General features: G+C 61.4%; 17 protein-coding genes. 11 read left to right on the forward strand and 6 right to left on the reverse strand.

Going from position 1 to position 20110, the window contains the following annotated elements; all coding sequences use genetic code 11:
- Nucleotides 1–1262 (reverse strand): beta strand repeat-containing protein (locus tag CRO18_RS18835; RefSeq protein WP_394341449.1); only part of this gene is annotated, 1262 nt, incomplete at its 3' end.
- A 370-nt stretch (nucleotides 1263–1632) separates the two neighbouring features.
- Here CRO18_RS18835 and CRO18_RS11900 point away from each other — a divergent pair.
- Nucleotides 1633–3114: an alpha/beta fold hydrolase gene (locus CRO18_RS11900; RefSeq protein WP_097082271.1), complete on the forward strand. Its 1482-nt coding sequence runs from the start codon at nucleotides 1633–1635 to the stop codon at nucleotides 3112–3114.
- Here the strand turns inward: CRO18_RS11900 and CRO18_RS11905 are convergent.
- Nucleotides 3111–4958: a cation-translocating P-type ATPase gene (locus CRO18_RS11905; RefSeq protein ID WP_170952662.1), complete on the reverse strand. Its 1848-nt coding sequence runs from the start codon at nucleotides 4956–4958 to the stop codon at nucleotides 3111–3113. The genes CRO18_RS11900 and CRO18_RS11905 overlap by 4 nt on opposite strands.
- A 145-nt stretch (nucleotides 4959–5103) precedes the next feature.
- Nucleotides 5104–5244 carry a hypothetical protein gene (locus tag CRO18_RS18840; protein ID WP_170952652.1) on the reverse strand — a complete coding sequence of 47 codons (141 nt, stop codon included), beginning with the start codon at nucleotides 5242–5244 and terminating at the stop codon, nucleotides 5104–5106.
- Nucleotides 5245–5524: 280 nt separating this feature from the next.
- Between CRO18_RS18840 and CRO18_RS11915 the strand changes: the two genes are divergently transcribed.
- The 3 genes from CRO18_RS11915 to arsJ are packed head-to-tail and all read left to right on the forward strand — an operon-like array spanning nucleotide 5525 to nucleotide 8622.
- Nucleotides 5525–6352 (forward strand): helix-turn-helix domain-containing protein, encoded by an 828-nt coding sequence (locus CRO18_RS11915; RefSeq protein ID WP_097082274.1) that lies wholly within the window; start codon nucleotides 5525–5527, stop codon nucleotides 6350–6352.
- A 3-nt stretch (nucleotides 6353–6355) separates the two neighbouring features.
- Nucleotides 6356–7363: an ArsJ-associated glyceraldehyde-3-phosphate dehydrogenase gene (locus CRO18_RS11920; RefSeq protein WP_097082275.1), complete on the forward strand. Its 1008-nt coding sequence runs from the start codon at nucleotides 6356–6358 to the stop codon at nucleotides 7361–7363.
- A 14-nt stretch (nucleotides 7364–7377) separates the two neighbouring features.
- The gene (gene arsJ / locus CRO18_RS11925) at nucleotides 7378–8622 is read left to right on the forward strand and encodes an organoarsenical effux MFS transporter ArsJ (protein WP_097082276.1); all 1245 of its coding nucleotides are present in this window, start codon (nucleotides 7378–7380) and stop codon (nucleotides 8620–8622) included.
- Between the two features lie 52 nt (nucleotides 8623–8674).
- Here arsJ and rpoD read toward each other — a convergent pair whose 3' ends face one another.
- Together rpoD and dnaG are read right to left on the reverse strand one after the other, a co-directional pair.
- Nucleotides 8675–10681: an RNA polymerase sigma factor RpoD gene (gene rpoD / locus CRO18_RS11930; RefSeq protein ID WP_076483754.1), complete on the reverse strand. Its 2007-nt coding sequence runs from the start codon at nucleotides 10679–10681 to the stop codon at nucleotides 8675–8677.
- A gap of 133 nt (nucleotides 10682–10814) precedes the next feature.
- Entirely contained in the window at nucleotides 10815–12746 is a 1932-nt protein-coding gene (gene dnaG, locus CRO18_RS11935) for a DNA primase (RefSeq protein WP_097082277.1), read from the reverse strand.
- A 324-nt stretch (nucleotides 12747–13070) separates the two neighbouring features.
- Here dnaG and CRO18_RS11940 point away from each other — a divergent pair, with 324 nt between their 5' ends.
- The 3 genes from CRO18_RS11940 to CRO18_RS11950 all read left to right on the forward strand — a co-directional run bounded on the left by CRO18_RS11940 (nucleotide 13071) and on the right by CRO18_RS11950 (nucleotide 15983).
- Entirely contained in the window at nucleotides 13071–14789 is a 1719-nt protein-coding gene (locus CRO18_RS11940) for a TadE/TadG family type IV pilus assembly protein (protein ID WP_097082278.1), read from the forward strand.
- Between the two features lie 71 nt (nucleotides 14790–14860).
- Entirely contained in the window at nucleotides 14861–15355 is a 495-nt protein-coding gene (locus tag CRO18_RS11945; RefSeq protein WP_143128637.1) for a hypothetical protein, read from the forward strand.
- 1 nt (nucleotide 15356) lies between these two features.
- Nucleotides 15357–15983 carry a hypothetical protein gene (locus tag CRO18_RS11950; protein ID WP_097082280.1) on the forward strand — a complete coding sequence of 209 codons (627 nt, stop codon included), beginning with the start codon at nucleotides 15357–15359 and terminating at the stop codon, nucleotides 15981–15983.
- 15 nt (nucleotides 15984–15998) lie between these two features.
- On the opposite strand, the gene CRO18_RS11955 is transcribed toward CRO18_RS11950, so the two are convergent.
- On the reverse strand, nucleotides 15999–16586 hold the full coding sequence (locus CRO18_RS11955) for a TetR family transcriptional regulator (protein WP_097082281.1): 588 nt from the start codon (nucleotides 16584–16586) through the stop codon (nucleotides 15999–16001).
- Nucleotides 16587–16691: 105 nt separating this feature from the next.
- Between CRO18_RS11955 and CRO18_RS11960 the strand changes: the two genes are divergently transcribed.
- The 4 genes from CRO18_RS11960 (at nucleotide 16692) to glpX (ending at nucleotide 20089) form a co-directional block, all read left to right on the forward strand.
- Complete coding sequence (locus CRO18_RS11960) at nucleotides 16692–16910, forward strand: hypothetical protein (RefSeq protein WP_097082282.1); 219 nt, start codon at nucleotides 16692–16694, stop codon at nucleotides 16908–16910.
- 92 nt (nucleotides 16911–17002) lie between these two features.
- A complete protein-coding gene (locus CRO18_RS11965; RefSeq protein ID WP_097082283.1) occupies nucleotides 17003–18298 on the forward strand; it encodes a homoserine dehydrogenase in 1296 nt (431 codons plus the stop codon).
- Between the two features lie 32 nt (nucleotides 18299–18330).
- On the forward strand, nucleotides 18331–19032 hold the full coding sequence (locus CRO18_RS11970; RefSeq protein ID WP_097082284.1) for a ceramidase domain-containing protein: 702 nt from the start codon (nucleotides 18331–18333) through the stop codon (nucleotides 19030–19032).
- A gap of 91 nt (nucleotides 19033–19123) precedes the next feature.
- Nucleotides 19124–20089 (forward strand): class II fructose-bisphosphatase, encoded by a 966-nt coding sequence (gene glpX, locus CRO18_RS11975; RefSeq protein WP_076483763.1) that lies wholly within the window; start codon nucleotides 19124–19126, stop codon nucleotides 20087–20089.
- Nucleotides 20090–20110 lie beyond the last annotated feature (21 nt).

Below are 20110 nucleotides of genomic sequence, written 5' to 3' on the forward strand. Positions count from 1 at the left end.
CCACCGCCAACATTCATGTTCTCAAGCGTCAGCGCATCCGCATCCCCAACCGTCAGCGTGCCATCGGAGCCAACCGTCACATTGCCGGTGTTGAACGTCGCGCCGCCAACAACCGACAGCGCCGCAGCATTGCCGCCAGCCCCAGTCACATCCGTCGTCCCAGAAACCGTCAGCGCAGTGGCCACGGGGGTCACGCTATCTCCAACCGTCGCCGTGCCCTGCGCTCCCACCGAAAAAGCCCCGGCAATGCTGCTCGTCCCCGTCGCAACGAACGTCGCGGCACCGCTGTCATTCCCAATTGTCACATCACCAGAGGCCGCGCCCACAGTCACCGACGACCCGTCGCTCAGGGTGAAAGCCCCCCCCGTCACAGACACATCGCCTGCAATCTGCCCCGCGTTTTCGAGCGCCCCGCCCGAAACGAGCGCCCCGCCATTCATCGCGCCCGTCGCCGCGTTCGTGACCGTGCCTGCGGAAACATCCACCCCGCCAGTGATCGTATCATTGTTGAGGAAGGTACCCCCCGTGTTCGACAGGCTTGCAATCGTTCCGTCGTTCGTACCGTCGCCAGAGTTCGTCACGGCCCCCGCTGTACTCGCATTGACGAACGTCCCCGCATTCGACACTGCAGAAAGCGTTGCATTGTTCGTGACGCTGACAGGTGCGGCCACGGAGGTCGTGCCACTCACAACACCGCTGGTCAGGTTCGCCGTGCCACCATTGATCGTAAGATCGTTCGTGACCAAGCCACCGTTGAGCGTGAAGGTCGCAGAGCTTCCCGCACTCAAAGTGGCGCTTCCTTGCAAGGTGCTAGAGTTGACGAGATTGAACGTGCCCGAATCCGTGATGGTAACACCGGTGGCGGAGGTCAGGATGCCGCTCGCCGTATCCACCGTCACGGTCCCCGTTCCCGAAATTGCGACGGTGGGCGACGTCAGGTGGTTGGGAATGGTGAGAATGCCCGTTGAAATCGTCGTCGCGGCAACGGATTGATCGCTGTTCAACGTGGGCTGGTTTACCGCTGTGTTATCACTAAACTCGGCCGTGTCCCCCCCTCCGGGCGCTGCATCCCCAACCCAGTTCGTACCATCGTCCCAGTTTGTGTCGGAACTCCCATCCCAAATAACTTGTGCAGAGAGGCTCATTGGCATCGCGGCCATCACCAGCGCCAGTGCGGTGCTATGCAGCAACCGCTTGGGCGCCGCGAATTGCGCCCGGCGGGTTTGGTGGCCGTCAATAAAATTCACAGTCTGCAGCGCCATGGCTTGGTCCCCGATATCCAAATGGATCGGCCAGTGGCTGAATCGCCACCGTGCGGACCGACAGCGACCGCCTGCCCGGTTCAAAATGGGCACCAAAACAGACAGCCCGGCCACGCGCGCCGATGCGTTATACTTTGTACTTAATAATCCAGAAGCCGCGCATTAACTCAACTCTTTCGAAGGTTGACATTCTGCCCCACCCCCATTTGCGAAATGATTGCGGCAAATTTGCCATCAACATTCGGAATATTGCGCGCGGGGGCCGTTTCTTGCACAGCTCCGGCGCGACCTGTTGCCGCCGCCATTGCACCCGCGCAGGTTTCACGCGACCCTAGCCGCATTCCAGCAAAACGCCCGCCGAAAGAGCCCGATGACTCATCCGATCCGCCATGCCGCCCTTGGCCTCTTTGCCCTGATCCTTGTTGTTGTTTCGGCTTTGATGCTGGAACGCGAGCGGATGGGCGTAGAAATGACGCCGCTTGCGGTGGGCACAACGCCGGTGACGCTATACCAGATGCCGGGGGCCGATGGGCCTGCGGTGGTGGTGGCGCATGGGTTCGCGGGCTCGCGCCAGATCATGCTCGGCTATTCTTTGCGGCTGGCGCAGGCGGGCTATCGGGTCTTGGCCTTCGATTACGAGGGGCAAGGGCGCAACCCCACGCCGATGCGCGGCGATGTGACGAAGATCGAGGGCACAACGGTTTACCTTATGGCCGAGACGCGCGCGGTGGTCGCCGCCGCGCGGGCGCTGCCGGGGGTAGAGGGCGTCGCGCTTTTGGGCCATTCGATGGCGACCGACATCATCATCCGCGCCGCCGAGGAAGAGGCCGCGGCAGGCACGCCGATCACCGCTGTGATCGCAATTTCAAGCTTTTCCGAGGCGATTACACCCAGCGCGCCGCCCCGACTTTTGCTCATTTCGGGGGCGTGGGAGGGGATGCTGCGCGACTTCGCGCGCAAGGCTGTGGCGCAGGTGGACCCCGCCGCGCAAGAGGGCGATCTGGCGGTGGCGGGCGATGTGGAGCGCCGCGCCGTGGTAGCCCCGCATGTGGGCCATGTGGGCGTGCTTTACAGCCCCACAGCGATCACCGCCGCGCGCGACTGGCTCGACCGTGCCTTCGGGCGCACGAGCACGGGCGCCATTGACGCGATGGGCGTTTGGATCGGCACGCTTTTGACCGGGCTTGTGCTTTTGTTCCACCCGATGGTCGCGCTTTTGAAAAAGGGGCCAGGGCCGCGTGAGGTGCCGCTAAAACGGTTCCTCCTCGCCGTTTTTGTGCCTGCGAGTGTCACGCCGCTGGCGCTGCTTGCCTTCCATACCAACCCCCTGCCTGTGACCGCGATCAGCGCGTTGACCGCGCATCTGGCGCTTTATGGCGTGCTGCAAATCGCGCTGTTGCACGGCGTGGGGCTGCGCGATCGGTTGCATTGGGCAGCGGCAGGGGCGCTTGTGCTTTGGGGCATCGGTGTCTTTGGCTTTGCGATTGACCGCTATTTCACCAATTTTTGGCCCTCGCCGGAGCGTGCTTTGCTGATTGCCGTTTTGGCGCTTGGCACCCTGCCCTTCATGCTGGGGGATGCTTTGGTGACAGAGGCCGGGCGCGGTGCGCTTTGGCGCCGGGTGCTGGCGCGTTTTGCGGTGCTTGCCTCGCTTGGCGCCACCGTCGCACTGGGCGATGACGACCGGATGTTTGTGATTATGGCGCTACCGGTGCTTTTGGCGTTTTGGCTCGTGCACGGGCTGCTCGCACGCTGGGTGGCGCGGCGCGCGGGGGCCCCGGCCGCCGGGCTCGGCGCGGGGCTGAGCCTTGCTTGGGTGCTTGGCGTTATCTTGCCGCTTTTGGCGGTTTAAGCGGTAGGCTTGCGGATCGGGTCGGTCAGCAAGCGCAAACCGTTCAGCACCACCAGCACCGTGCCGCCTTCATGGCCCACAACCGCAATTGGCAACGGCAGCGAGAAGAAGAGGCCCGAGGTCACCAGCACCACCATCGCGCCCATCGCAAAGATCAGGTTTTGCCGGATGATCGTCGCCGTGCGTTTGGCCAACCGATGCGCCTCGGCCAGTCGCGCGATATCATCAGAGAGCAGTGCGACATCGGCCGCCTGAAGCGCAACCTCAGAGCCCGCCGCGCCCATCGCAATACCCACATCAGCACGGGCCAGCGCAGCCGCATCATTCACCCCATCGCCGACAAAGGCGACGCGTCCTTTCCCCGCCATATCGGCCACGAGGGCGACCTTATCCTCGGGACGCAGATCGGCGTGAATGGCTTTGGGAGCGATATGCAATTCTGCCCCCACCCGCTCGGCCACGGCGCGGCGGTCGCCCGTGAGCATGGCGATGTGTTGCACGCCCCCGGCGCGCAAAGCCGCCAAGCCATAAGGGGTAGAGCTGCGCGCTTGGTCTTCAAAGGTGGCAGAGCCGATGTAATGCGCGCCGCGCCCGAGCAAAACGAGCGTGCGCGGGGCCTCTTGCACCGCCTCGGGCAAGGCTTGCGCGGCATCGACCTCGGCTTTCGCGCCCATGCGCGCGGCCAAACGGGCATTGCCCGCCCACAAAACGCCCGCCTCATCGACGCCAACCATTCCCTCGCCCGGCACGGCGCGCGCCTCGCGCACGGTCACGGGGCTAAGCCCCCGCGCCTCAGCAGCCCGGCGGATCGCCTCGGCAATCGGGTGTTCGGAATGCGCCTCAAGCCCGGCAAGACGGGCGAGAAAATCGTTTTCATCGCCCGCGCAATGGATCTCGACCAATTCCTGCCGCCCGGTGGTCAGCGTGCCGGTTTTATCAAAGGCAAAGGTCGAGACAGAGGCGAGCGTTTCAAGCGCCGCGCCGCCTTTGAACAGCACCCCCCCACGCGCAGACACCGCAAGCGCAGACAAAATCGCCGCCGGCACAGAAATCACAATGGCACAGGGGCTGGCGGCCACCAAAAGCGTCGCCGCTTTATACAGCGCTTGGTGCCAACCATGGCCCAGCACGACAAAGGCGATAAACGCCAAAATCGCCCCCGCCAGCACGGCAATCGTGTAGCGCTGCCCGAACCAATCCGAGAACCGCTCCGAGGGCGCGCGGGCGGCCTGCGCCTCGGTCACCAGTGCGATCATCCGCGCAACGGTGCTTTCAGACAAAGGCTTGCGCACCTCAACCGCGAGCACGCCATGCAGGTTCACCGTCGCCTCGAACACCTGCGCGCCGGGGGCTTTGTGTACCGGAACAGACTCGCCCGTGATGGTGGATTCATCGACCGAGCCCTCGCCCTCAACAATCACCCCATCCACCGGCACCCGCGCACCGGGGCGCAGCATCACCACATCGCCGGGGATCAGGCTGTCCACCGGAACCTCTTGCGTGGTCTCCCCCACGCGCTTCAGTGCGCGGTCGGGCCGCAGTTCCATCAGCGCCTCAATCGCGCGGCGCGTGCGCCCCATCGCGCGATGTTCGAGCGTGGTGGACAAGCTGAACAGCGTCAGCAAAACCGCGCCTTCCAGCGCTGCGCCCACGGCGGCAGCGGCCACGGCCGCAATGACCATCAACAGATCAATATCGAGCGTGCGTTCCTTGATCAGCGCTTCTAGCGCACGCGAAGCCGCAGGCACGCCCCCGGTGAGGAAAACCAGCCCCAAAGCCGCTGCCTCGGTCCAGCTTTCCGCATAGCCCGGCAGCACCCAATGACACAGCGCCGCAGCCGCCATGCCAAGGATCGTCGCCCATGTCAGGGCCAAGCGCTGTGTTTCTTCGCTCACCAGTCCACTCCCGCTGCAAATCGCCGAAAGGCCGTCTGCGCTCTTCTAGCGCATTTTGACGCTGATAACAGGCGACGCTTCGTCTAGGCAAAGCTTAGTAGCCGGGCGGGAAATGCTCGGTCAGATAATCCACCACTTCCCGCATCGCCTCGGGGCGGCGCTCGATATCGGTCATATCGACCACATGCTTTTCCCATTCGGGGCGCGAGCGGCCATCGGCATTGGAGATTTGCATCAACGAATGGCAACGGGTGCATTCTTTGCGCAAGGTCTTGAGCCCCTCGCCCTTTGGCAAAGGGAAGGCCGTAGCGGGGCCAAAACTGACCACGAGCCAGATGGCAGAGAGGGCAAAAAAGGCAGCAAAGCGGGGTAGCATGGTTCAAGACGCATTTCTGGGTGGATGGCATCTTATGCCGGAAAGGCATGACGATTTCACGACAGGGGCGCCGCCCGTCACGAAACTGCAACAAAAGCTTCATTAGCGCGCGCCATTATATTTCGATAAATCATGAACTATGGAACATGATGCCGCTGCCCGCGCTTTTGCCACCCTTGGCCATCCGGACCGCCTTGCGGCGCTACGACTTATTTTGCGTTTTGCGCCCAAAGGCGTGCGCCCGACCGAGATTGCGGATGCGCTCCATATCAAGCCCAACACGCTATCCCATCACTTGGCCGATCTGGCCGCCGCGGGGCTGGTGACGGTTACCCGACAAGGCCGCTCGCTTTTTTACGCGGCAGATTTAACCATGACCGAGGGCTTGATTGGCTATCTGGCGCTCGATCTGGGTCATGCCCGCGCCGATCTCTTGCCAGAAGTTTTGCGCAAGCCGCCCCAAGTCAGCGCCCCCTTTCATGTGCTGTTTCTGTGCACCGGCAATTCGGCCCGTTCGATTATGGCAGAGGCACTGCTGCGCGACCTTGGCGCGGAGCGGTTCATCGCCCATTCCGCTGGCACGCGCCCCGGCCCGGCCCCCAATCCCTTCGCCCTAGAGGTATTGGCGCGCAACGAGCACGCAACCGAGAACCTGTTTTCAAAGCCGCTTGACGGCTTCCAGCGGGCTGCGGCCCCAAAAATGCAGTTTGTCTTCACGCTGTGCGATTTGGCCGCAACCGAAGACTGCCCGCCTTGGCCCGGCCAACCGATCAGCGCGCATTGGGGCTTGCCAGACCCCGCGCGAGCAGAGGGCACAGGCGCGCAAAAAGCCCTCGCCTTTGCCGAATGCTACGCGCAGCTGCGCCGCCGGATCGAAGCCTTTGTCGCGCTCCCGCTGGAAAGCCTCGATCGGCGCACCTTGCAAAAGCGCCTAGATACCCTCCCCCAACAAACGAAGACGGAGTAACCCATGCCACGCATCGCCCTGAATGGTCTTGGACGAATGGGAAAGCTCGCCCTGCGCAACCTGATGGATGCCGGCGCGGGCGGCGAGATTGTGCTGATCAACGAACCGGCGGGGGATGCAGACCAACTCGCGCTGTTGATGGAATTTGATTCCGTGCATGGCCGCTGGCCCACCCCGGCGCGCGCAGTTGCGAATGCGCTGGAACTCAATGGCCAGTTGATCCGCCTGACGCAGGCCAAAAAGATTGAAGACCTGCCGCTGCGCGAGATGGGCATTGATCTGGTGATCGACTGCACTGGGGTCTTCAAGACCGCCGCGAAGATTGCGCCCTATTTCGCCGCCGGGGTTAAAAAGGTCGTCGTAAGCGCGCCCGTCAAGGATGGCGATGCGCTGAACCTTGTCTATGGCATCAACCACAAGCTTTACGATGGCAGCCAACGGCTGATCACGGCGGCGTCTTGCACCACGAACTGCCTCGCCCCAGTGGTAAAAGTGGTGCATGAAGCGCTTGGCATTCGCCACGGGTCGATTACCACGTTGCATGATGTCACGAACACCCAAACCATTGTGGATCGCCCGGCGAAAGATACACGCCGTGCGCGATCCGCTCTGAGAAACCTGATCCCCACCACCACCGGCTCGGCCACGGCGATTACGCTGATTTATCCGGAGCTAAAGGGCCGGCTCAATGGCCATGCGGTGCGGGTGCCGCTGCTCAACGCTTCGCTCACCGATTGCGTGTTTGAACTGGAACGCCCCACCACAGCAGAGGAGGTCAACGCGCTTTTCACCGCCGCGGCCGAAGGCCCTCTGAAAGGGATTTTGGGGGTGGAAACGCGGCCCTTGGTCTCGAGCGATTTCACCAATGATCCGCGCTCAGCGATCCTTGATGCGCCCTCGACCATGGTCATCAACGGGACGCAACTGAAGCTCTATGCTTGGTATGATAATGAATGGGGCTATGCCTGCCGCTTGGCAGATATTGTCCGCATGGTTGCGCACAGTCTTTGACCACAGGACACGCCATGAGCCAAAACCCGATCCGCGCCTATGCCGCCGTGACCGCCGCCTATTGGGCCTTCATGCTCTCCGACGGCGCGTTGCGGATGCTGGTGCTGTTGCATTTCAACGGGCTGGGGTTCAGCCCCGTCGATCTGGCGTGGCTCTTTTTGCTCTACGAGGTCGCGGGCATTGTCACCAACCTTGGTGCGGGTTGGCTTGCTGCGCGCTTTGGCTTGGCGGCAACGCTTTATGGCGGGCTTGGCTTGCAAATCGGGGCACTTGTGGCGCTGGCGCAGCTCGACCCGGCATGGAGCCTGACCGCCTCGGTGATCTTTGTGATGGCGGTGCAGGGCGTTTCGGGCGTGGCGAAAGACTTGGCCAAAATGTCCTCTAAATCCGCCGTCAAACTGCTGGCGCCCAGTGCCGATGGCGCGCTTTTCCGTTGGGTGGCTGCGCTGACGGGTTCTAAGAACGCGGTGAAGGGGCTTGGCTTCTTCCTTGGCGCGGCGCTTTTGGCGCTCGCCGGATTCAAACCCGCCGTTTGGGGCATGGCAGGCGTGCTGACGCTGATCTTGGCTGCCGTGGTGCTGTTTTTGCCCAAAGGTCTGCCGGGGCGGATGAAATCAGCCGAAAGTTGGGGCGGTTGGCGGTCGCAAGACCCGCGCGTGAACCGGCTCAGCCTTGCGCGGATGTTCCTCTTTGGTGCGCGCGATGTTTGGTTTGTGGTCGGCATCCCGGTCTATTTCCACGCGGTGTTGGCCGATGGTACTGCTGAAGGGAACCGCGAAGCCTTTTTCCTAACAGGCGGCTTCATGGCGCTGTGGATCATTGGCTATGGCGCAGTGCAAGGCTTTGCGCCCCGACTTTTGGGGGCCAAAGCGCAGCCCGAAGCCGCCATCACCCGCAAAGCGATCACTTGGGCCGGGCGGTTGGTGCCGATCCCCTTTGGTCTCGCCTTGGCGGTTGCGCTGGCGGGAGCCCCTGCGCCTTGGCTGACCGTAACGCTCGTGGCGGGACTTTTACTTTTCGGGGCGGTTTTCGCGCTGAATTCCTCGATCCATTCCTATCTGATTTTGGCTTTTGGATCGGCAGAGCGGATCACCCGTGATGTGGGCTTTTACTATATGGCGAATGCGGCGGGGCGGCTGATGGGCACGCTGCTTTCGGGGCTTAGCTACCAAATCGGCGGGCTGGCGCTGTGCCTTGCCACTGCCGGAGTGATGGCAGCGACCAGTTGGATTTCAGCGCGCCGCTTGCTGATGGTATAAGCCAAAGCAAAACGCCCCCTTGCGGGGGCGTTTGCGGCGATCTGTTTAAATCTTACTGATCAAGGAAGGAGCGCAGCTTGCGCGAGCGCGACGGATGCTTGAGCTTGCGTAGCGCTTTCGCCTCGATCTGCCGGATCCGTTCACGGGTCACGCTGAACTGTTGGCCGACTTCTTCCAGCGTGTGGTCGGTGTTCATGCCAATGCCAAAGCGCATCCGCAGCACGCGTTCTTCACGCGGTGTGAGCGAGGCCAGAACCCGCGTCGTCGTTTCCTTCAGGTTTTCCTGAATCGCGCTATCGAGCGGCAGAACAGCGTTCTTATCCTCGATGAAATCGCCCAGTTGGCTGTCTTCCTCGTCGCCAATCGGCGTTTCGAGCGAGATCGGCTCTTTGGCGATTTTCATCACCTTACGAACCTTCTCAAGCGGCATTTGCAGCTTTTCGGCCAGTTCTTCCGGCGTCGGCTCACGGCCGATTTCATGCAGCATCTGCCGCCCGGTCCGCACCAGCTTGTTGATCGTTTCGATCATATGCACCGGAATACGGATCGTGCGCGCTTGGTCGGCGATCGAGCGGGTGATCGCCTGACGGATCCACCACGTCGCGTAGGTCGAGAATTTGTAACCGCGGCGATATTCGAATTTATCGACCGCTTTCATCAGGCCGATGTTGCCTTCTTGAATAAGGTCGAGGAACTGCAGACCACGGTTGGTGTATTTCTTGGCGATGGAGATCACGAGCCGGAGGTTCGCCTCGACCATCTCTTTCTTCGCCTGACGGGCTTCTTTTTCGCCCTTTTGCACTTGGTTCACGATGCGGCGGAATTCGGAAATATCGACGCCGACATATTGCCCAACCTGCGCCATTTGCCCGCGCAAATCTTCCAGCTTGTCGCCGCTTTTTTCCATCAGCGTGGCCCAAGCACGGCCCGATTTCGCAGCCATCCGGTCCATCCACGTCGGATCGAGTTCATAGCCACGATATTCGTCGATGAATTCGCGCCGCGGAATGCGGGCCGCATCGGCCAGTTTCACCATGCCGCTGTCGATCGACATGATCTTACGGTTGATCCCGTAAAGCTGGTCGATCAGCGCTTCAATCCGGTTGTTGTGCAGGTGCAGTTCATTCACCAGCAGAACAATCTCAGAGCGCAGCTTTTGATAGGCGGCTTCTTCGGCAACCGAGAAGGTGCCGTCTTCATTCAACGTGGCCGACATCCGCTGATCTTGCATCTCAGCGAGCTTGGCATAGTCGCGCGCGATCAGATCAAGCGTTTCGAGCACCTTGGGCTTGAGCGCGGCTTCCATCGCGGCAAGCGACATGTTCGACGAGTCATCATCGTCGTCATCGTCGTCATTGCGGGCGATCGGGTTGCCATCGGCATCGTATTCGGGCTCGTCGGAAGCAGGACGCGGTTGGGCATTGGTGTTGTCCCCGCCCTCCATCGTCATGCCTTCGACCGGGCCTTCCATTTCCTCGTCATCCTCGCCGTCGATCGAGCGGCCAAAGGTGGCATCAAGGTCGATCACGTCGCGCAGAAGAATTTCTTCCGACAGAAGTTCGTCGCGCCAGATGGTGATCGCTTGGAAGGTCAGCGGGCTTTCGCACAGCCCCGCAATCATCGTGTTGCGGCCAGCCTCTATGCGCTTGGCGATAGCGATCTCGCCCTCACGCGACAACAGCTCCACCGAGCCCATTTCGCGCAGATACATCCGCACCGGATCATCGGTGCGATCAAGCGTTTCCGAGGTGGAGCCTGCAACCGCAACCTCACGCGAGCCGGAGCCGGTCTCGACAACCTGCCCGCCTTCGGGTTCCTCAGCCTCTTCGCCTTCGACGACGTTGATGCCCATTTCCGAAAGCATCGACATGACATCTTCGATCTGATCGCCCGAAACCTGTTCGGGCGGCATCACCGCATTAAGCTGATCGATGGTGATGTAACCACGTTCCTTCGCCTCAGCGATCATCCGCTTTACAGCGGCTTGGCTCATGTCGAAGGAGGTCTCCTCGTCAGCGGCGGTATCGGGTTTGCTGTCGTCGATGTCCTTGGCGGCCATGGGCGCTCCTTGCTCGGGCTTCATCGGGCTGGACTTCGTTACGCGGGGCCGTGCGCAACGGAATCGAATCGTTTCCCGCCGTTTTATCGAATCAGAACGGCGAATCACAGAGGGCGAATCGGTTTTGACGCGTTTAGCCCCCAGAATGCTTATCTAGGAGGGATTGCAGGAATTGCGACATCGCCGCGCGATCCTCGCCAAGGTCGGATGTGTCGTTGATTTTCGACTTTTCCGCATGGTGATAGGCCTTCGTCGCTTGAGTGATTCGCCACGTCACGCCCTCGTCTGCCAGACCTTCGAGCGCTTCGATGGCTTCTTCCGTTTCTGCCTTCACCGCGCGGGCTGCTGTTAGTTTTGCCAATTCCTCTGCCAAGCACATGCGAGCAAAGTCGGTATCGGTCCGGCGCAACACGGGGGGGGCGGTCTTCACATGGGGGTGGTTCAGCAGCTTTTCAAGCGCAGCGGGCGCTTCACGCGCAAGGGTTTCACCCAGCGCCTCGGGCGTATCTTGGGCATGGGTCAACATCAGCGTCAAAAGCGCATCCAGTTCGGCATCTGACAGATGCAGGCGCTCCATCTGGCTTTCAAACTCGGCCACCAGCGCGGGATGGGTGATCAAGATCGCAAGGCACATCGTTTCGCGCAATTGCTCGGCCACCGCATCGCCTGCGGCAGCGGCGAGCAGCGTGGAGCGCGTTGAACTCAGTGGCAGCACCGGCCCCTTACCCGGTTTCCATGGCATCCGCGGCCGCGGCTGCCAGCCCGCATTGGCGACGGGACCAAGGCCGAACAACTCTTCGCGCAGGCGCTTAATTTCGGCGCCGTAATGGCTGCGCAGCGATGGGTCAACGATCCGCTGTAAGGTGGTGCGCAGGGTTTTATCCAGCGCGGCGCGGCGTTCGGGGCTGTCAAACACCTTCCCCTCAGTCTCGCGCCGCCACAAAAGATCGACCATCGGGCGCGCGCCCAAGATCACCTTTTCCATCGCCTCGCGCCCTTCGGCACGGATCAAATCATCGGGGTCTTGCCCGCCGGGCAAAATGGCAAAGCGCAGCCCTTTGCCCGCTTCCAGCATCGGCAAGGCCACATCCACAAGCCGCATCCCCGCGCGCAGGCCTGCCGCATCGCCATCCAGCGCGATGATCGGCTCGTCAGAAATACGCCACATCAACCGCAACTGATCTTCGGTGATCGCCGTGCCCAAAGGCGCCACGGCCCCGGTGAACCCCGCCTCCACCAGCGCAATCACATCGACATAACCCTCGGCCACGATCAGCGGCTGCCCCTTGCCGCAGGCTTGGCGTGCGGGGCCGACGTTATAGAGGTTGCGCCCCTTATCAAAAAGCTCGGTCTCCGGCCCGTTGAGGTATTTGGCGCGGGCATTGGGGTCCATTGCCCGGCCACCCAGCGAAATCGCCCGCCCGCGCGCGTCGCGAATAGGGAAGATGATCCGCCCGCGAAACCGATCATAAGGCGCGCCGCCATCATCTGGGCGAATGCAAAGCCCGGCATCCACAATCAGGTCGGGCGCAATCCCCTTGCCGGTCAGCGCCTGAAACAGCCCCTGGCGGCTGTCGGGCGCGAAGCCAATTTCAAAGTGCTCCAGTGCCGCTGCAGGAAAGCGGCGCCGCGCCAAATAATCCCGCGCGCCCGCCCCTGCTTGCGTGTTCAACTGCAGGCGGAAATATTTCACCGCCTCTTCCATCACATTGGCCAGTTCGGTGCGCCGGTCGGCCCGCTCTACCGCCCTTGGGTCGCGCTCGGGCATCGGCATGCCCGCCTCCCGCGCCAAAATCTCTACCGCTTCCATAAAGGAGACGTTCTCGGTTTCCTTGATGAAGCCCAGCGCATCGCCCTTCGCGTGACAGCCGAAACAATAGTAAAAGCCCTTGCGGTCATCGACGTGGAAAGAGGCGGTTTTTTCATGGTGAAACGGGCACGGCGCCCAGTAATCGCCCTTCGCCCGGTTCGACTTTCGCTGATCCCACATGACTTTGCGCCCGACAACGTCAGACAAGGTCACGCGCGAGCGCAGGTCATCAAGGAATCCGGGGGGCAGCGACATGGCGCTAATATCGGGCTTCGCCACGCCGGAGTCGAGAGCCCCAAATACAAGCCGACACGCCGCACCCTTCCGCGAATCGCTACGCCCAAAGACTTAACGCCCATATCCAAATGCATAAGCTCCACGGAATTTTCGTGTCACACTGTTAATTTCATAGAAACCAAGCTGCTGCGCAGCCTCAAACCGTTGCAAATCCTAAGACAATACAGCCCCGCTGCCCTCGTGACGCCTCATTTCCGCCCCTATCCCCCCGGATAAGAGGGACGGGAAATTATATTCCGGTTGCCCTCACACCCCGGGGGCAAACCGATGCGGAGTGGTGGAATGCAACAGAAGCGGCACAGAACGGATGCCTCACAAAGCTGCGCAAAGCGCTGGCTTGCGAAGTTCATACGCGACGAAGATGGCGCACTCATCATCCTGTCTCTGCAAATCTTCATTCTGATGATGGTTTGCACTGGCATCGCCATCGACTTCGTGCGGGTCGAGGATCGACGCGCCATTATCCAAAACACGCTGGACCGCGCGGCGCTTGCAGCAGCCTCCCTCTCCCAAGACCTCGAGCCTGAGGCTGTGATTGACGACTATCTGGCGAAGGCCGGGCTCGACTATCTTGATGTGGACACCACGGTTGAAGAGGGCAATTTCAAAGAGTGGCGCCGTGTCACGATCCGCGCGACGGATCGGATGCCCACCCTGTTTGGCCCGCTGATGGGCATTAATGAGCTTTACACCGCTGGCAACAGCCAAGCGACAGAGTCCATCGGCAACGTCGAAATCTCGCTCGTGCTCGACATTTCTGGCTCGATGAACTTCAACATTTATCATGACGATGACTCGCGCTGGAACGGCGTCTACCCGACGCGCATGGACCAGTTGCGCCCAGCCGCATTGAATTTTGTTGAGCAGATGTTCGATACCGTGCAACCGGCCAGCGCACCCGCCGGGCGCTTGTCGATTTCGGTGGTGCCTTACAACCAGCAAGTGACGCTCGGCTCGCGCGTTGGTTCGGTGTTCAGCCTGTCGACGGAGCACACGCAAAACACCTGCGCCGATGTTTTCAAACTGCCGACGAGCCAGATTGCCATCTCCCCCTCTACGACGCTTCAACGCACCATGTATGGCGATAGCTTCGACTATTGGGGCAACAACTTCAGCCTCGCGCGCACGACCTCTAGTGGGATCATGAACTGCCCGAACGAAAGCTTCGCTACGGTTCTGGCCTACGGCAACGATGAGCAAACGATCAAGGACAAGATTTCTGGGTTGACCCCCGGTGGCGACACCGCAATTGACGTCGGCGCCCGCTGGGGGCTTGCACTTCTGGACCCGGCAGCGCGTCCGGCCCTGGCCTCGATGATCTCGCAAGGCTGGGCATCGAACGATCTTGCGGGGCGCCCGCTCGATTACGATGACGGTACGAAGGATGTCGACGACACCGCGATGAAAGTCATGGTGCTGATGACGGACGGTCAAAACACCCGGTCCTACTCCACCAAGACCGCCTATCGCACCGGGGACTCGGGCTTTGTCTCGACGCGCAACTCGTCTGCCTTCTCGACCAACAGCACCGATTGGGACAACCTCTATTACTACGTGCCGTCCTACTATAAACCCTACTACCGGATGCGTGATGGCGCGTGGCTCTATTCTTGGCAAATGCCGAGCCAGAAATACAACATCACATGGCAAACGATCTGGGGCAAAGGCTACACGCTGCAAGGGTTCATCGACCAGTTCGGGGGCCGCGCAGCCGGGGCAGCCTATGGCATGAGCAAAACTGCGATCTATGACACGATGGCAGAACAATCGGAATTTTCGACCAAAGACTCCGCGCTTATCAGCCTGTGTGAAGCGGCGAAGGACGAAGACCGCAATATCGTGATCTTTACCGTCGCGGTGGACGCTCCGGATGCGGGCAAAGAAGTTCTGAGCGAATGCGCGACGGCAGAAACCTATGCCTATGAGGTTGATGCGCTCGATCTAACAGAGGCCTTCGCCTCGATTGCTTCGGCCATCAACTCGCTGCGACTAACGAACTGAGCAGAAAAATGAAAATCAGGGGGCTTCACATCAATCTGCCGCGCCGGTTGCGCCGCTCCGAAGAGGGTGCGGTGACGATCCCCACCCTTTTCTGGCTGCCGCTGTTTTTGATGATCATGGCAGCTGGGGTTGAATTGGGGGTGACGACGATCAAACAAACCCTGTTTGACCGGGGCGTTGACATGAGCGTGCGCATCTTGCGCCTTGGCATCGCCGATCTGCCAACACGCGAACAGCTTAAGCGCTCGATTTGCGAAAATATCGCCTTCATTCCCGATTGCATGGAAACGCTCTCGGTCGAGGTGGTGCCGATCATCACGACCGGCACCCCTTGGACCGCCCCGCAACAAGTTCCCGCGCTCTGCCCAAAAGACATCGCGAACTATCCAACCCCGCAGGTTCTGCGGGGGGCCACCAACCAACCGATGCTGGTGCGTGCCTGCCTTGAAATGGAACCGATGATGAAGGCAAACCCGCTTGGCATGGTCTTGGGCAGCGGCCCGAACGGGACCTTCCCGCTGATCGCCCGCAGCGTATTCATTAACGAACCTCGCCCCGGGTCGTAAAATGATTAAATTTTTCAGAAAATTCCGGCAACGTGAGGAGGGCTCAGTCGCAATTGAGGGGCTCTTTGGCGGGCTGCTCGTTCTGGGCTGGTTCGTGATTGCCTTCCAATTTTACGAAGCTTTCCGCATGCGCTCGCAGGCGCTGCGCGCAAGCTACACGATTGCCGATATGGTCTCGCGCGAGCGCGATTCGATTGGGCCGAACTATGTTTCTGGCCTGAAGCAGATCTTCGATTTCATCAGCTTTGCGCCAAATGAAAACTACACTTGGCTGCGGCTCTCGATCATTACTTGCGGCGCAACGACGTCCGATCTGCGCGCCTGCGACGGCACCAACAAGCAATTCACGCTTGAAAAGTCCTACACCGCCGCGAGCGGGGTCGCGATCCATACCCAATCCTCGATCAATGCCGAGGCCGACCGGATTCCGATGATGGCCGCAGGCGACACAGCGGTGGTCCTCGAGACCTCCTATACCTTCTTCCCGATCTTCTCGATTGGTGACAAGGCCTTGAAGCTCGACGGTCAAAACTGGACCCGACAGGGCCTAAGTAGCCGGATCAGGATGTCGAATTTTGTTGTCACGCGCCCACGCGGCCCGCGCACCGTCTGGAACGACACGAAATAGGTTTGGGCCGGCCGATCAGGCCCCAACCGCCTTTCGCACCATATCCCAGTAGATCGTTTCGACGGTGGCGCGGCTGAGCCGCCCGCCTTCGCGATACCAGGTGTTCACCCCCGTCAGCATCGCGATGATCGCCATAGTTGCGAGCTTGGTATCGGGCACAGAAACGGCACCCGCCGCCTGCCCCGCCTTTAAAATTTCCTCAAGCTCGGTTTCATAACGCTTCCGCAGCCCCTCGATCACCGAGAAATTCGGCTCTGAGAGGTTGCGCAATTCCATATAGCTCAGAAACACCGCCTCAGCGCGTTCAAGGTTGAAGCGGATGTGAAAGCGCACGAAACGCTCAAGTGCCGCAAGCGGGTCTGTGCCGCGCGGTTCTTGCGCCCAAGCGGCAAGCAATTCATCCATGTGCCCTTTGAGCAGATCAAAGAGCAGCGCCTCTTTATCGGGGGTGTAAAGATAAAGCGCCCCGGCCTGCACGCCCACGGCTGCCGCAATCTGGCGCATTGAAACGGCGGCAAAGCCGTGGCGCGCAAACAGGCGGCTGGCCTCCGCACGAATCCGCGGGCCGGTGATTTCTGCATGAGAGCCAGTCTTGCGTGCCATAGCCCAAGGTAACTGAACACCCGTTCATAATTCAACTGCAAAGCACTCTGGCGCCGCCTGCCCGGCCCGCCTATGGTGGGCCGATCCGAACCAGAGCGATGCCGCATGCCCTGCAACACCCCCACGTTCCCGCTGTTTCTGACCGCGCTCTTGCTGGCACTCGCTGCCTGCGGCAGCCCGCAAAGCAGCCCCTATCCTGCCCTCGTGCCCTCAGAAACGCTGCTGATCGAAGAGCCACTTTCCCCCTCGCCCGCACCGGAGCTCGAAGCGCGGGCCGCCGCGCTGAAAGCCCGCGCGGCTGCCCTGCGCACGGCGACGCCATAACTCTACGCGCGGCCACACCGCACGGGCGCGTTGCAAGCGCCACGGCAAACGGCTAACAGAGCGCAACAGTCCGTCAATCGCACGAGGTTCCCATGTCTGCCCCCGCCCAACCGCTCCGCCTCGGCATCGCGGGACTTGGCACCGTCGGCATCGGCGTGGTGAAGATTGTGCAGCGCCACGCAGAAATGCTGACCGCGCGCACCGGTCGCCCCGTCACGATCACGGCCGTTTCGGCGCGTGACCGCACGAAGAACCGCGATGCGGATCTTTCTGCCTATGCGTGGGAAACCGATCCAGTGGCGCTGGCCACGCGTGACGATGTCGATGTGTTCGTGGAATTGATGGGCGGGCATGACGGCGCGGCCAAAGACGCGACCATTGCCGCGCTCAACGCGGGCAAAGATGTGGTCACCGCAAACAAAGCGCTTTTGGCGCATCACGGCCAAGAGCTTGCGGAATTGGCCGAAGGCGCAGGCCGCGTGATCCGTTATGAAGCCGCCGTGGCCGGTGGCATTCCGGTGATCAAATCCCTGACCGAAGGCTTGGCGGGCAACGCGATCCGCCGTGTCATGGGCGTGATGAACGGCACCTGCAACTACATCCTGACGCGGATGGAAACCGCGGGCCTGCCCTATGACACGGTCTTCGAAGAGGCCCGGCAATTGGGCTATCTGGAAGCTGACCCGAACCTAGACGTCGGCGGCATTGATGCCGGGCATAAGCTTTCGATCCTCGCCGCGATCGCTTTTGGCACCAAGGTCAGCTTTGACAATGTGGTGCTGGAAGGCATCGGCTGCATCTCGATTGACGACATCCGCCGCGCCGCCGATATGGGCTATAAGATCAAACTGCTGGGCGTCGCGCAAATGACCGGGCGCGGCTTGGAACAGCGCATGACCCCCTGCCTTGTGCCTGCGGCCTCGCCCTTGGGCCAACTGCAAGGCGGCACGAATATGGTGGTGATCGAGGGCGACTCGGTTGGCCAAATCGTGTTGCGTGGTGCAGGCGCGGGCGAAGGCCCGACCGCCAGCGCGGTGATGGGCGATGTGCTCGATATCGCGCGCGGGCTGCGGTTGCCGACCTTTGGCCAACCTGCGACCAGCTTGGCCGATCCGATTCCGGCGGCGGTCTCCGCCCCGGCGCCCTTCTATTTGCGCCTGCAACTGGTCGACAAACCCGGCGCGCTGGCAAAAATCGCCTCCGCTTTGGGCGATGCGGGCGTCTCCATTTCGCGGATGCGGCAATATGGCCACGCCGACACCACCGCCCCGGTGCTGATCGTCACCCATAAAACCACCCGCGATGCGATTGATGTGGCGATTGCCGCGCTGCCCGGCACCGGCGTGGTGGATGGTGCGCCCGTCGCCTTGCGTATCGAAGAGGTCTAAGGCAGGCTTTTCCCGACCCTCGGGAGAAGCGCATGGACTGGTTTACCCCCGTCGATATCTATTGCGAACGGCTTGGCCCGGGCTTTTGGGCCGAGCCGTTGAACGCGATCTCTAACCTGTCTTTCCCGCTGTTCGCGGCCCTTGCCGCGCTCACCGCACGAACGCGGGGCACCGACCTTATGGGCTGGGTGCTGATTGTGATGGCGGCGCTCATTGGGGTCGGGTCTTTCCTGTTTCACACCTTTGCCAACCGCTGGTCTGAACTGGCCGATGTGCTGCCGATCTGGAGCTTCGTCGCCGTCTATATCATTGCGCTCACGGCAAAACTCCGCGCAAAGCCGCCGCCTCCCGCGGTTGTCGCCGCGATCGCTTTGGCTGCCGTCGCCACACTAATTTTTCTGGCGATGGGCGAAGGTACACCGCCTGAAACCCTGCCCGCCGCCCCCACCAAGCCCGACCCGCTCAACGGCTCTGGCCAATATGCGCCTGCGGTCATCGCGATGGCGGTGTTCGGCATCATCATGTTTCGTCGCCGTCATCCGCAGCGCTGGTGGCTCGCGGCGGCAGTTGGGACGTTTTTACTCTCGCTCACCTTCCGCACGCTGGATCGCGACATCTGCACCAGCCTGCCCCAAGGCACGCATTTCCTGTGGCACCTGCTCAATGGCGCGATGATCGGAATGATCTTGCAACTCTACCTGCGCGTGCAGCGGCCTCCCGCCGAAGCCATCTGACACAGAATTTCGCGTTAGCGTTCACAGGGTTGTCACCCGGTGGTGCGACGGATTAGCTGTGCCCAACCCATCTTCATGCACAGGAAACGCCATGAGTGTCCCCACCGATTTCAATGACCGTCTGCTTTCCCTTGGCCTCGCCCGCGTCTCGGAAGCCGCGGCCCATGCCTCGGCTCAGCTGATCGGTCACGGCGACGAGAAAGCCGCCGACCAAGCCGCCGTGAACGCGATGCGCGAGCAGCTCAACGCGCTCGACATTCGCGGCGTGGTGGTGATCGGCGAAGGCGAACGCGACGAAGCACCCATGCTTTACATTGGCGAAGAAGTCGGCACCGGCGAAGGCCCGGCGGTGGACATCGCTCTTGACCCGCTTGAAGGTACGACGCTGACCGCGAAAGACATGCCCAACGCGCTCACCGTTATCGCCATGGCTCCGCGCGGCACCATGCTGCACGCGCCCGATGTTTACATGGACAAACTCGCCATCGGCCCGGGTTACCCCAAAGACGTGGTGAGCCTCGATATGACGCCGACCGAGCGCGTGAACGCGCTGGCCAAAGCCAAAGGCTGCACCAATCGCGACATCACCTGCTGCATTCTGGAGCGTCCGCGCCACGAAGACCTGATCGAGGAAGTGCGCGCCACCGGTGCTGCGATCCGCCTGATCACCGATGGCGATGTGGCTGGCATCATCCACTGCGCCGAACCCGATGTGACCGGCATCGACATGTATATGGGCTCGGGCGGCGCGCCGGAAGGCGTGCTTGCTGCCTCCGCGCTCAAATGCATGGGCGGGCAAATGTGGGGCAAACTCTTGTTCCGCAACGATGACGAACGCGGCCGGGCGCGCAAGGCGGGCATCACCGATCTCGACAAAATCTATGGCCGCGACGACATGGTCCGCGCCGATGTGATTTTTGCGGCCACCGGGGTGACCAATGGCTCGATCCTGCGCGGTGTGAAGCGCAACCCGAAATTCTTGGAAACGGAAACGATCCTGATGCGCTCGAAAACCGGCTCGGTGCGCCACATGATCTACCGTAACCCGATCCGCTGATCTTGGATCTGCAAAGTTTCA

It is taken from the genome of Rhodobacter sp. JA431, from assembly GCF_900217725.1.
Taxonomy (GTDB): Bacteria; Pseudomonadota; Alphaproteobacteria; order Rhodobacterales; family Rhodobacteraceae; genus Rhodobacter; species Rhodobacter aestuarii.